The following is a 12,435-nucleotide window of genomic DNA, read 5'->3' as shown; positions in this document are numbered from 1 at the left end:
TAGATCAAACCTTTCCGGATGTTTCATATACAGCGCAGCAATCGGCCGGGATTTCATCGGCGAGCCAAACTTCATTCCCCGCATAGTAAAAGGCTGCGCCATAGCTTGCGGCTTTGGCCGTATCGACCGCCAAAATGACAAGCTCCCCTCTCCGCCTCCCGGCGAGGGCCGCGAAATGCAGCCCTTCCGACAAATGCACATACTGCCGCTGCATCGGAACAATGCCCTCTTTTAAAATAATCGGCGCCGCCTGTTTGTTCGTCCCGTGGTACAAAACAGCAGGCGGAACAGCCGCAGGATAACTGATTTTGGTGTGGCTGTGCCCATAGCGGGCGCAAATTCGGCCATCCGTTATCGCATAGCGCTGCTTTTCCGAGTTGGCGACGACTTGCTCAATGTCCGCCAAAGTTAAAGCAGACCATTTTGCTTTCGCGCGCAGCGCTCTCAGCAGATCCTCGACCGCGCAAGATCCGTCTTCGGCATCTAACCTGATGCCGAATTGTTCCGGCGCATGCCGCAATATTTTGCTCATGAGCTTGCTTAAGCTCGTTTCTTCTTGTTTGTTTAACATGTAATCACTTCCTGATTTCATTAATTGATCCTGCTCCGGTGCCGGCGAGCTCACCCTAAGCGCCTTTTATCGCCGCCATCGGCTTGCATTTGGCTACAACTTGAGCCAGCCCGGCGCTTACGACGCTTTCTATGATTTGATCCACGTCTTTATAAGCCTGGGGCGATTCGTCCAGCAGCGTCTCCAGAGAGCGCTGGTTCACGACGATTTCCTCGTCAGTGCCGACCCGCATGGAAGACGAAAATTCGTTTAGCGTAATCAAACGCTTTGTCGCGCTGCGCGAACGGATCCGGCCCGCTCCGTGGCAGATCGAGTAGTAGTTCGCTTGGCCCCCGGGAGCGCCTGCCATAATGTAGGAAGCGGTCCCCATGGAGCCGGGGATCAGGGCCGGATGTCCGGTGCTGACATACGGTTCGGGATTATCCGGGTGGTTGGCGGGAAGCGCCCTTGTAGCCCCTTTGCGGTGGACAAAATAAGCGCTGCCCTCGTGCCGCTCCTCCCACGCATAATTGTGCATCAGATCGTACAGCGTCGTCATTTCAAATTTCGAGCCGAACACATCCTTGCACGCCTCCCTGACGGCGTAAGCGATGAGATGCCGATTCACAACCGCATAATTCAATGCGGAGTACATAAGGTTCACATAAGTCTGCGCCAGCGGATGCTCGAGCGGAGCGAACAGCAGCTTCGGATCGGCCGTCCCGAGCCCAAGGGAACGCATCGCTTTCGCCATATCGCTCCCGCAGTACTGGCTCACCGAACCGCCCCAGGCGCGTGATCCGGAATGGATCATCACGATGACCTGGCCGTCAAACAGCCCCCAGGCTTCGGCGGTTGCCCGGTTTTCCTCATCGATCTCCACATACTGGATTTCGGCAAAATGATTGCCGTTCCCGAGCGTGCCGAGCTGCCGGTGCGAACGATGCCAAATGCGCTCCGGGAACCGGTTCAGCGCATTTTCGTCCAAAGCGAACTTGCTTTGTTCCACATGCGTGAGCGATGTCGCTTTTCGCGGGGTGTAGCCGTCCGGAATATATTTTTTCGGCAAGCCGTGCAGCCCTTTGGCAACGACGTGCTCGAGCCGAATATCTGAGAAATGCCCCCGCGCATGGTCCTCTACAGGCAAATATTTCTCGATCGTTTTTACGAGCTTGCGGCGCAATTTCACTTCCTTCAGTTCTTCCTTGTGCAAATTCGTTAAATGGACTCTCATGCCGCAGCCTATATCGCTGCCCACGATTGAAGGCGACACATAGCCGTCGTGCGCGTTCCACACCGCCGTCGTGCCGATACACGTACCCACGCCGACGTGAACGTCCGGTGTATAGCTCATATACACTTGATTCGGGATTTGCAAGTTGTTGTTAGCCATTTCAAATATTTTGTAATCCAAAGATTTATACAGGTCGGGACCTGCGTATACGTGCACGACACCCGAAGGGAGCTGCACCTGCCGATAGTAATTTTCGTCCATCTATCAGTTATCCTTTCTTTTTTCAGCTTAATCCATTAGGTCCGGTCAAAACAAAACAGCCACAGACGTCATCGTCCATGGCTGTGCGCAGAAATTTTGCAAGCAGGCGCCCGTATTACATAGGCTGACACCCGCCAAGCTCTCACATGTCCCGACAAGACCGATGAATTGGAGTTGTTTGTGCAATTGTGATGTTATTTAATCTCGAGATCATATCCATCGGCCTCCTTTCCATTCATTTACAAACATCATAAAGTCGCACCCCGCAACCTGTCAATCCGGCCCGGGCGGAAATATTAATTATAATGATTTCTGTCTCCTAGCAGCGAGTTGAGCTGTTCCAGCAAATTGCCGCCGCCGGTCAGTGAAATCGTACCGATTTTCTCGCATATTTTTTCCAGAAATTCAAGCTCCTTGAGACGATAAAGCGTTTGGTTGTCATCCATCAGCTTGGCTGTGTTCAACAGGCTGCGGGTAGACGCCGTTTCCTCGCGGCGGGTGATGATGTTGGCCTGAGCCTTTTTCTCCGCAAGCAGCACCGTGTTGAGAATGTCCTTGATGTCCCCGGGCAGAACGATATCCTTGACGCCGGCCGACAAAAACTGTACGCCGTATTCCTGTTCCTTTTCGTTCAGGCGCGACAGTACGAAGCCGGCGATTTCCTGCTTCATTCGGAGCAGATCGTCCAGTTTCAACGTTCCGATATACTCGCGCAAAATCAGCTGCAGCGCAATATAAACTTGATCCTCGAAACCCTTGATGCTCAAGGCTTTGAGGGGATTGACGATTTTGTACTGGCAGACAAAGTTCAAGCGCAGAGCGACCTTGTCCTCGGTCATGATCTCTTGCCCCGTCATGTCCAGCTGCTGCTGGCGCAAATCCACCGTTTTTACAGCTGCGGCGACAGGACTTTTCCAGAAATAGTATTTGCCCGGTTGAAGCTCTCTTTGCATCACATTGTTGTAAAATAGGATGCCGGACTCATAGCTCCCGACTTCCGCAGTGTGGAAATACCCGGTCAACTTGGGCAGGATCGCCAGATCCACTTCCGGCGGCAGTTCCGGCTTGCGAATGTCGAAGCGCACGTAATCATGTTTCTTCAGCACGTTCCAGAACGCATAAGTTCCCGCCGTAAGCAGACCTGCAAATTTGCCGTCTTCGTAGTGCAGCACATATTCGTGATCGGCGACATCGATCGTGCTCAGTTCCTTCCGCAGCTGCTCATCCTGCAAAAACAGCACAAGCTCTTTGCCCGCAGCGTCAAAAGGTTTCGTTACATTTTGGACCGCTACCGCAGTATCCGAAAATGGCCCGAACCGATACGTTCCCGGCTGCAAATGCCGGACGTAATTTCCTTTTTTAAACAACAAACCGCGTTCGTCCGTCTGAATATTTATTGTTTTCAACATGTTCATTCCCCCATGAACCGATTTACGGCTGTTTGAACCTTATGTAAGAAATCCTCCTGAAGCATTGGCGGAATCAAGCTTGAGAAAAGAGTTCATATGTCCTATCGTCCGGCACCGTACGGCGAAACATTTCGAGCCCGAACTGCAAACCCGAAAAAGTTCCGCGTCATGCCGGCCAAATAAAAACCAATTTACTCTTATCGGTATCTGCCGATTGCAAAGCTTTGCCGCAGCGCGGACACGAATGCCCGCCGAGGATTTCTTCAAAAAGGTTTTTTCTCAATGATTTTTCGCGTGGAAGGCGATATCTTGGGGCTCTGCTCCCCTGTTAGATCTATGCCGGCCGAATCTATACAATATACAAGCACATAGGATGAGCGAGCACTGCGGAATTGTCGGAAATCCCCGCCTTGGTACAGTCACCCGTGCATAAATCCCGATCTTGTCAATCCTGATCTCTGACTGACAGGTACTATCATCGCTCATTTGGAAAGGATCGAACAGGGTGAAAGTATGGCGAGCACAAATAAGGCTAGGGGGAAACTTATCGGGGAATCCGGACCCGAACAGCCGTTGAATACGGGGCCGAACAGGTCTCAGGAACGTACTTGCGGCGCGTCAGCCATGATCAGGCGGACCAATTCTCCAGCCTCGACAGGCTTGCTGAAATAGTAGCCTTGGTAGTAGTCGCAGTTCATTTCGCGGATCATGTCAAGCTGTTCTTTGCATTCCACGCCTTCAATGACGATTTCAATACCGAGCTGTTTGGCCATCGCTATGACGGAACGCAAAATGATCTGACTTTTCCTGTCATGGAGCAGACTTTTCGTAAACGTTTTGTCCAGCTTGACTTCGTCCAGGTCCAACTGGGAGAAATAATGAATCGATGAATAGCCGACCCCAAAATCATCCAGCGCAAAAGAGAAGCCGGCGCTTTTCAAAGTTTGTATCGTTTCGTTCACTTTGGCCAGATTGCTGATCAAAGCCGATTCGGTAATTTCAAAAGTGATGAGCTGCGGATTCACGTTGTAACGGCTGGCGGCTTGATTGACGTGCTCTGCGAAATCAGGCTCCATCAGTTGATAGGGAGATAAATTGATGGCCAGGCTTAAGGAAGCGCCGCCACCTGCTTCCATTTCGCGCAAAAAAGAAAATACCGTTTCCATAACGTGCATGCCGATCGCGCCAATCAGCCCTAGCCTCTCGGCCATCGGAACAAACAGTTCCGGGGACACGTGTTCCCCGTGCCGCTGCCAGCGGATGAGCGCTTCTGCGCCGACAACGCGGTTATGCTTCAGAGACACCTTCGGTTGGTAGACGACCTCCCAGGCGTTCTCTTCGGATGCTTTGCGCAGATCGTTTTCCATAGCCAGCTGCTGCTCAAGAGCTTGATACATATCATCGTAGTAATAAGCAAACGACTGGTTTTGACTGTGCGCCTCCTGCGCCGCCAATTCCATTTCCTTGATCAGAACGTCGAGCGATTTGGCCGCATCCGTCAGCTCCGTAATCCCCAGGTAAGGACGAAAGTGCCGGCCATAGAAGCGCGTAACGCTGAACATGTCCTGGATCGCCTCTATAAGCCGATTCCCTGTTTGACGATTACCGGCATGCACCAAAATAAAACGCTCGGAATAAAAACGGTATACTTCGTCATTGCCGCCGCACAAAAATTTGAGCTTTTGCGCAATTTCGCACAAAACCGCGTTTCCTTTGTCATAGCCTACAAAATTGCTGAAGCTTTTAAAACTGTGCAAATTGATTAAAATGAACTGTGCCCCCTCTTCCGGCTGCTCGCTGCGTTGTTGCCGGAACGAAGCCAGGTCTTCCCGGAGCTGGTGCACGTTTTTGATTTGCGTAATTTGATCGTAATACGCCAGCTGCGCAATCCGCTTCTCCGCCGCCAGCAGCCGCTCGTTTTTCGCTTGAATTTTCCGGACGTTGTCCAAAATATTTTTGGAATAAATCTCGCAGTAATACAGAAAAAAACCGACGATCAGCAGCAGCGAAAAAGCAAGATCAAGGGTTAACGTAAGGTGGAAGCTTACCCACGACTTCAGGTTATTGATCAAAATAATGACGATGGCCCCGCTTATTAAATAATAAAGGCCGACTCGGGTAACTTGCTTGTTTTGCTTTAGAGCCGCTCTGGCAAATAAAACGGACATTACAAAAAAAAGAGTCAGAGCCAAATTCAAAATGAGATGCAGCGAGAGCCCGATATAAAAAGCTATATGCACCAAAAACGTAATAACTAGAGTCGCCGGCACTAGTGGAATCAAATGGAATTTTCCTTTGCGGTACAAATCGATCGCCCCGAACAAAACCCCCGATGCCACAACGCCCGCAAAAATCGTAATATCGAGCAAAAGAGCGATCTGTTTCTGATGATCCGCATACAGAAGACCAAGAACCATCACGATGCATTCGATAATCCATATCAAAGAGAAGGAAATGATGTTATCTATAAAGTTTGTCTGCGCATCTTGTCTGCTTTTCCGAATTTCATAATAGGCAAAAAAAACATACATCGATAAGGAGATTAGCACTGCGATGACAATAAAAACTTCAAGCTGATCGAAATTCTGCAAATCAAGCATCCAGGATTCCCTCTTTATCCGATAATTGAATAAGTAAATTTTACCAAAATTATAGCATAAATTATCGAAAATTGTTGTATTTTCTGATTCGCAACCGGAATCGGCAAAAAAGACGCCCGCTCCTCCCTCCATGCAAGGAAACGGTCGCCTTCAGCCATGCTCGTATATGGCGTACCCTCGGCGGGGACGGTCACTGATTTTTAAAAAACTCCTGCTTTACGAATTGGATAAACCGGAGAGAAGCCGATTCCGTCAACTGTTCCCCATCCAGTGTGAAATTGAATTTTTTCAAAATTTCTCTGTCATCTTCGTGCAAATGATTCACCAGCTCTTGAACGTCTTTATCGAGCAATTTCTGTGCCATATCTCTCAACCTCCTAATCCTTCTATACGGTGAGTATATCGAATAAATGTTTGGAAACTTTTAGTTTATCCTTAGAAGTTTGTTAGTCATCCCGGTATATTCCGGTGCAAACTTTCATAGACTGATAGAAAAAGGAGCTTATCTTCCCAGAACAGGAGCTGAAATATGCAGAATTTCCGGGCCGCTCGCATACAGCCGCAGCAAATTTTCATCTATTTTTTGATCATGCTCGTCAGCTTCATGTTTACAATCATTTTGGCGACCCGCTTACGCCCTGCACAACCGCCGCCGGCTCCATACGAATACAAAACCTTCACCGCCACCAACCAGGTTCAGCTCCATACCATTCGGACAAGCCCGCAAAATATCGGATTAAAAGCGATAACTTCCAATGTGACGGATCTGTCGTTCAACGGGATCAACGGGGGATTTTTCTGGCAGGGCTACTTGCTCAGCATAGCGGTGATCAACGATCAGCCGGTCAAAGGGAAGCAGGGGGACTACGGTTCAGGCTGGTATAATATCGACCGCAAGCGGGGAACGCTCGTGTGGGATGAAAAAGCGAAAGCTTTTTCGATACAAGTCGTGGAAAGCGCGGAGGAGTTGAAGATGACCGACCGGACGAAGTATTGGGCGCAGGGCGGGGTAAGCATGGGGCTCCAAAACGAGCAGGGCTGGGCCGCGCAGGCCGTTTCGGAAGAAATGCCCGTCATCGACGAGAAAAGAATGCGCTCGGGCATCGTTTACGACAAAAGCAATAACGTCTATCTCGTCGTCGCTCCGACACCCTGCACCGGCGAGCAATTCCGCAGCGCCGTGCGGGAGCAGGTCGGAGAGGGCCGCTTGGTAGACGGACTGTTCCTCGACGGAGACGGCTCCTCCCAGTTGAAGCTGGCCAACGCCGCTCTCCCCGGTGACCACCGGGAAGTGTTCCAGATGATCACACTGTTGAACTGAAGGCGGGGGTTGGAGGGGCTGCCCGTTGGGGGAGGGGCACTCTCAATTAGAGGCGCAGCAGGCTCTGTGCAGCGGCTTGGCAAGCTGCGCACCGCGTGCAGCTCTTAGCGCGCGGTGCCGGGAAAATCTGCGATTGTCAGATGGACCGTGACAATCAGGATTTTCCGTTAGGGCTGCCGGCGGGGGAGGGGGCGCCCTCAATTGGGAGCGCAGTAGGCTCTGTGCAGCGGCTTCACATGCCGGAAAGCCTGCACTTTTGCAGGAATGTTGCGCGGCGAGCGCTTTGAGAAGCAAAAACCTGCACTTTTGCAGGCTTTCTGCGCGCTTCGCCAAGCAGCTTTGCTGACGACTCGTTCGAGCGCGATTGACTTTCGCTTCCGCGCATCGCCAAGCAGCTTTGCTGCCAGCTCGCTCGAGCGCGATTGACTTTCGCTTTCGCACGTTTTGGGCCCGCATCGCAGCAAAAAATCCGCCCCGTTTCCTATAAGGAAATGAGGCGGATTCGTATGGATTAGAACGTCACGTTATCGGGATTCGGGCCGAGACGCTCGTTTTTGTTCAGTGCATCGATGGCGTTCATATCTTCGTCGCTGAGCTGGAAGTCGAAAATGTTCGCGTTGTCGCGGATACGCTGTTCCGTAACGGACTTCGGAATCGTCACGACGCCGTTCTGGATGTCCCAGCGGAGAATGATTTGCGCCGGCGTTTTGCCGTACTTGGCGGCAAGCCCGGCGAGCGCCGGATGATCCAGGCGGCCCTGCATCAGCGGACTCCACGCTTCCAACTGTACGCCTTTGTCTTTACAGAACTGCAGCAGCTCTTTCTGCGAAAGGTGCGGATGAAATTCCACCTGATTGACGGCCGGAACGACACCCGTATCTTCGATAATATCGTTCAAATGGTGAATCTGAAAATTGCTCACGCCGATCGCCCGCACATACCCTTGATTGTAGAGATGGACAAGAGCTTTCCAGGTTTCTCTGTATTTGCCGGGAACGGCCCAATGAACGAGATACAAATCAATCATATCAAGGCCGAGTTTTTTGCGGCTCGTTTCGAACGCTTGCAGCGTCGACTCGTAGCCCTGGTCCGCATTCCACACTTTGGTGGTCACGAAAATATGTTCACGCGGTACGCCGCTGTCGCGAATTCCTTGTCCGACGCCTTGCTCGTTGCCGTATACGGCTGCGGTATCAATGCTCCGGTATCCAACGTTTAAAGCCGTTCTGACAGCGTTGATCACTTCATCGCCTTCCTGGGATTTCCAGACGCCAAGTCCGAGCCAAGGCATTTTCACACCGTTATTGAGCGTAACTCCTTCGGTAAAAGCATGGCCTGCCTGCAAAGACATGAATGATACCTCCTTCATTTCGTACGAACACATCTATCATACCACCCAAACATTGTAAATCAAAATCCGCGCCGGCGATTACTCCTGATGCGCATGAATCAGGTCCATTTTCAGCTGCCATGCTTTCGTGCTCAAATTGACGCGGTACACTTCCGGATTCAGCTTGCGCAAATATTGCGACCAGAACAGTTTTTTCTGCTCGGCATGGTATTCGCGGATTTGCTGCAGGGAAGGAAGCTCATAGACCAGCTCGCCGTCCGCAAAAATCGGCTCCAGCAGCGGCACGGCGTCATAATTTTCGATATATTTATGAATGTAGGGGTGGGTGGGATCGAACAGCTTGATCCGTTCGCCGCGCCTGATATCTTCCTCGTCGCGCAAAGCCAAATAGTCGGCTTCCGCTTTCCCCGTCTTCCGGTTGACGATCCGGTACACGTCTTTAAAACCGGGATTCGACACTTTTTCCGGGTTGCCGGAAATTTTGATGACCGGCACGTAAGCGCCGTTTTTCTCCCGGGCTACCAGCTTGTAGACTCCGCCCAATGCGGGCTGGTCGGCTGCGGTAATCAGCTGCGTGCCCACTCCCCACACATCGATGCGCGCATCCTGGCCCTTCAGGTTGAAAATAATATTCTCGTCGAGGTCGTTGGATGCGACGATTTGCACATCGGGGAACCCTGCATCGTCCAGCATTTGTCTCGCCTGCTGCGACAAGTACGCCAAGTCGCCGCTGTCGAGGCGGATGCCGTTCATTTTTTTCCCCTGGCTTTGCAAATAGCGGGCAATGGTAATGGCATTGGGCACTCCGCTTTTCAAAGTATCGTAAGTGTCCACCAGCAAAGTCACCTGATCGGGCAGCACTTCCGCATATTTGCGAAAAGCTTCTTCCTCCGTGTCGTGACCCTGTACCCAGGCATGAGCGTGCGTCCCTTTGGTCGGAATGCCGAACAGCATCCCCGCCCGCAGGTTGCTTGTCGCATGGAAGCCCGCCACATAGGCGGCCCGCGCTCCCCATACGGCGGCGTCAGCCTCCTGCGCCCGCCTCGTTCCGAACTCCAGCAGCACATCGTGCGGAGCCACTTGCTTGATCCGCGACGCTTTCGTTGCGACGAGCGTCTGATAGTTCATGAAATTGAGCACGGCCGTCTCAATCAGCTGCGCTTCAAACACTCTCGCTTCCACACGGATCAGCGGTTCGCCCGGAAAAACCAGCGTTCCCTCGGGCACGCAGTGCAAATTCCCCGTGAAACGAAAACGCCTCAGCTCATCGTAAAAAGCTTCCTTGTAATTTTCCTCCTGGCTTTGCAGGTAGCGGATTTCATCTTCGCCGAACCGCAAGCTGCGGATATAATGCACAATGCGCTCCAGCCCGGCAAACACCGCGTAGCCGTTGCCGAACGGCAGCTTGCGGAAATATACCTCGAAAACGGCTTTATCGTTGAGCGAGCCTTGCGCCCAATGAGCGTACATCATGTTGATCTGATATTTATCCGTATGAAGCGTCAGGTTATCGTAGTTCATGAGAGTTCACTCCGTTCCGTTGTCCTTGCCGTTCCATGCGCTGACGACTTCCGCGCCCAGCACCGTCCGAAAATGTCCGAGCGCCCAATCATGGCCCTGCGGGTTAAAAGTCGCCGCCGCGTCCTCGTGCACGACGATCCGCAGCCCTTTGTTGTACGCGTCCACCGCCGTATGCAGCACACAGATGTCCGTGCAAACGCCGGCCAAATGAACTTCGTCAATGCCCCTTGCCCGGAGCTGCAATTCCAGGTCCGTCCCGCAAAAGGCGCTGTACCGCGTCTTATCCATCCAATATATCCGCTGCGCGTCAGCGTCATACACTTCTTTGAGCTTCCCGTACAGCTGCCGGCCCTCGGTGCCGCGAATGTTGTGCGGAGGGAACAAGCGATGCTCGGGATGGTACGTATCCGCCTCGTCGTGCAAATCCACCGCCATGACGACAAAATCGCCCTGCCGGACGAACTGCCTTGTCAACTCGGCAATGCGCCCCTCGATGGCAATACCGGGATCTCCGCACGGCAATTTCCCCGTTATAAAATCAACCGTATAATCGATTACAAGAAGTGCTTTCATCGTCAGTCACTCTCCTTGAAATGAGTCTTATAATTTCTATTTGATATTATCAATATGACATATTTAAAAAGAGGTGTCAACTTCTTTTCCCGGCAGCGCGAAAAAAAAATAAAACCAACTCGATTCTCTTTACGTAGTATTCATTTATGCACGATCATTTTCAGGGTCAGGGAGGCTTCTTGCTTATGACAAATGTATTTGTTCTTCAACCAACCGTTTCAATCCGGGACTCCATCCAAATGCTGGTATGGTATTTAAGAAAAAGACGGAAACTATAAATAAACGGCAGTATGCGAACGGCGCAAAAAAAACAGTCCGGCCCGATGAGGGCGCGGGCTGTTTTTTTTGCGCTGGTGCCGGCTACAGGCGCGACTTTCTGATGACGTGGTTGATCACTTCCGAAAAAACGAGTCCGAACGCGATCGCGCCGGAGAGCATGAACGCTTTGGCCGCCAGCTGAACGGCCTGATCGTACTGGTTCTCGACCACGTTCCGCATAGCGTCGAAGGCCAGTCCGCCGGGAACTAAAGGTATGATGCCGGATACGCTGAAGACGATGATCGGCGTTTTATAAATTTTGGCGAACAATTGGCTCGTCACCGTCACGCAAAAAGATGCGATCAGCGTCGCCACAATCGGATCGACGGGAACTTTCAAAAAGGATATGTACAACAGCCAGCCGAACATACCGACAAAGCCGCATTGCAGCAAAGTGCCCTTCGGCACGTTGAACAGGATCGCAAAGGCGGCCGAAGCAACGAAGCTCGTCAGCAGCTGCTCGATCATCATGCGAGTCCCTCCCCGCCGTAAAAGGAAAGCACAAAGGCGATTCCCGCTCCGATGGCGAAAGCGGTCAGAAACGCTTCCGCTCCCTTCGAAAGCCCGGACACAAAATGGCCGGCCATCAAATCGCGCACCGCATTGGTGATAAGAAGCCCTGGCACCAGAGGCATGACGGAGCCGATGATCATTTTGTCCAGATCGCGGCCAAACCCCGCTTTCACGAACAAATAAGCCATCGTCCCGATCAACAGAGAAGCCAGACACTCGGCAAAAAATTTGATCGGGATCAGACGATGGATTGCGGTCAGGAACGCGAAGCCCGCTCCGCCCGCCGCCATTGCAGGGACGAAGTCGTTCCAGGTCCCGTCGAACATGATCAGGAAGCAGCCGCTCGCGATGGCTGCGGCAAAGATTTTGAGCCAAACCGGATAGCCGCGGCTGGAGGCATCGACTTCCTGGAGCAGCCGGCAAGCGTCCGCCACCGACAGCTCTCCCCGGCTTATTCTGCGGGAGACGGCGTTCACGACCGTAACTTTACGCAAGTCCGTCGAGCGCTGCGAAATGCGGACCAACCGGGTTATAGATTCCGCACCGTCTATAGAAAAGATGATACCCGTCGGGGTTACAAAGCTGTGGGAATTCGCGACGCCGAAAGCATCGGCAACGCGGGTCATCGTGTCTTCGACCCGGTACGTTTCCCCGCCGTTCTCCAGCATGATTTTCCCGGCCAGCAAACACACCTGGACGATATCGTTAATGGAATGAGAAGATGGAGCCGGATGTTCCATGCGCTTGGTCTCCTGTACGGTACAAGTTTCCCCAAAAGTATAGT

General features: G+C 52.1%; 11 protein-coding genes. 1 reads left to right on the top strand and 10 read right to left on the bottom strand.

Annotated elements, in window-relative coordinates:
- Positions 1–4: 4 nt before the first annotated feature.
- The 5 genes from AC0LWT_RS22970 to AC0LWT_RS22950 form a co-directional block, all read right to left on the bottom strand.
- Positions 5–571, bottom strand: a complete 567-nt coding sequence (locus AC0LWT_RS22970) for an RNA 2'-phosphotransferase (RefSeq protein ID WP_474683609.1) — start codon at positions 569–571, stop codon at positions 5–7.
- Positions 572–626: 55 nt separating this feature from the next.
- Entirely contained in the window at positions 627–2,045 is a 1,419-nt protein-coding gene (locus AC0LWT_RS22965; RefSeq protein ID WP_474683608.1) for an RtcB family protein, read from the bottom strand.
- A gap of 296 nt (positions 2,046–2,341) precedes the next feature.
- The gene (locus AC0LWT_RS22960; protein ID WP_474683607.1) at positions 2,342–3,454 is read right to left on the bottom strand and encodes a slipin family protein; all 1,113 of its coding nucleotides are present in this window, start codon (positions 3,452–3,454) and stop codon (positions 2,342–2,344) included.
- Between the two features lie 596 nt (positions 3,455–4,050).
- Positions 4,051–6,054 (bottom strand): putative bifunctional diguanylate cyclase/phosphodiesterase, encoded by a 2,004-nt coding sequence (locus AC0LWT_RS22955; protein ID WP_474683606.1) that lies wholly within the window; start codon positions 6,052–6,054, stop codon positions 4,051–4,053.
- Positions 6,055–6,244: 190 nt separating this feature from the next.
- Positions 6,245–6,418: a hypothetical protein gene (locus AC0LWT_RS22950; protein WP_474683605.1), complete on the bottom strand. Its 174-nt coding sequence runs from the start codon at positions 6,416–6,418 to the stop codon at positions 6,245–6,247.
- Between the two features lie 165 nt (positions 6,419–6,583).
- Between AC0LWT_RS22950 and AC0LWT_RS22945 the strand changes: the two genes are divergently transcribed.
- Positions 6,584–7,375: a hypothetical protein gene (locus tag AC0LWT_RS22945; RefSeq protein ID WP_474683604.1), complete on the top strand. Its 792-nt coding sequence runs from the start codon at positions 6,584–6,586 to the stop codon at positions 7,373–7,375.
- Positions 7,376–7,886: 511 nt separating this feature from the next.
- On the opposite strand, the gene AC0LWT_RS22940 is transcribed toward AC0LWT_RS22945, so the two are convergent.
- The 5 genes from AC0LWT_RS22940 to AC0LWT_RS22920 form a co-directional block, all read right to left on the bottom strand.
- Complete coding sequence (locus AC0LWT_RS22940; protein WP_474683603.1) at positions 7,887–8,726, bottom strand: aldo/keto reductase; 840 nt, start codon at positions 8,724–8,726, stop codon at positions 7,887–7,889.
- A gap of 78 nt (positions 8,727–8,804) precedes the next feature.
- Positions 8,805–10,247: a nicotinate phosphoribosyltransferase gene (locus AC0LWT_RS22935; protein WP_474683602.1), complete on the bottom strand. Its 1,443-nt coding sequence runs from the start codon at positions 10,245–10,247 to the stop codon at positions 8,805–8,807.
- Between the two features lie 6 nt (positions 10,248–10,253).
- Positions 10,254–10,820, bottom strand: coding sequence for a cysteine hydrolase family protein (locus AC0LWT_RS22930; RefSeq protein WP_474683601.1), 567 nt, complete (start codon positions 10,818–10,820; stop codon positions 10,254–10,256).
- A 360-nt stretch (positions 10,821–11,180) separates the two neighbouring features.
- Positions 11,181–11,609: a threonine/serine exporter family protein gene (locus AC0LWT_RS22925; RefSeq protein WP_474683600.1), complete on the bottom strand. Its 429-nt coding sequence runs from the start codon at positions 11,607–11,609 to the stop codon at positions 11,181–11,183.
- A complete protein-coding gene (locus AC0LWT_RS22920; protein ID WP_474683599.1) occupies positions 11,606–12,391 on the bottom strand; it encodes a threonine/serine exporter family protein in 786 nt (261 codons plus the stop codon). Before AC0LWT_RS22920 ends, AC0LWT_RS22925 begins: the two co-directional genes overlap by 4 nt.
- Positions 12,392–12,435 lie beyond the last annotated feature (44 nt).

The sequence above is a fragment of the Paenibacillus sp. sgz302164 genome, from assembly GCF_056120505.1.
The sequence above is the reverse complement of the archived record's forward strand: the minus strand, read 5'-3'. Positions and strand labels throughout refer to the sequence as shown.

What these genes read in the sequence shown, in the direction of transcription:
- AC0LWT_RS22935 (WP_474683602.1), bottom strand. Translation starts at nt 10,247, where the DNA reads ATGAACTACGATAACCTGACGCTTCATACGGATAAATATCAGATCAAC.
- AC0LWT_RS22960 (WP_474683607.1), bottom strand. Translation starts at nt 3,454, where the DNA reads ATGTTGAAAACAATAAATATTCAGACGGACGAACGCGGTTTGTTGTTT.
- AC0LWT_RS22940 (WP_474683603.1), bottom strand. Translation starts at nt 8,726, where the DNA reads ATGTCTTTGCAGGCAGGCCATGCTTTTACCGAAGGAGTTACGCTCAAT.
- AC0LWT_RS22930 (WP_474683601.1), bottom strand. Translation starts at nt 10,820, where the DNA reads ATGAAAGCACTTCTTGTAATCGATTATACGGTTGATTTTATAACGGGG.
- AC0LWT_RS22955 (WP_474683606.1), bottom strand. Translation starts at nt 6,054, where the DNA reads ATGCTTGATTTGCAGAATTTCGATCAGCTTGAAGTTTTTATTGTCATC.
- AC0LWT_RS22950 (WP_474683605.1), bottom strand. Translation starts at nt 6,418, where the DNA reads ATGGCACAGAAATTGCTCGATAAAGACGTTCAAGAGCTGGTGAATCAT.
- AC0LWT_RS22970 (WP_474683609.1), bottom strand. Translation starts at nt 571, where the DNA reads ATGTTAAACAAACAAGAAGAAACGAGCTTAAGCAAGCTCATGAGCAAA.
- AC0LWT_RS22945 (WP_474683604.1), top strand. Translation starts at nt 6,584, where the DNA reads ATGCAGAATTTCCGGGCCGCTCGCATACAGCCGCAGCAAATTTTCATC.
- AC0LWT_RS22920 (WP_474683599.1), bottom strand. Translation starts at nt 12,391, where the DNA reads ATGGAACATCCGGCTCCATCTTCTCATTCCATTAACGATATCGTCCAG.
- AC0LWT_RS22965 (WP_474683608.1), bottom strand. Translation starts at nt 2,045, where the DNA reads ATGGACGAAAATTACTATCGGCAGGTGCAGCTCCCTTCGGGTGTCGTG.
- AC0LWT_RS22925 (WP_474683600.1), bottom strand. Translation starts at nt 11,609, where the DNA reads ATGATGATCGAGCAGCTGCTGACGAGCTTCGTTGCTTCGGCCGCCTTT.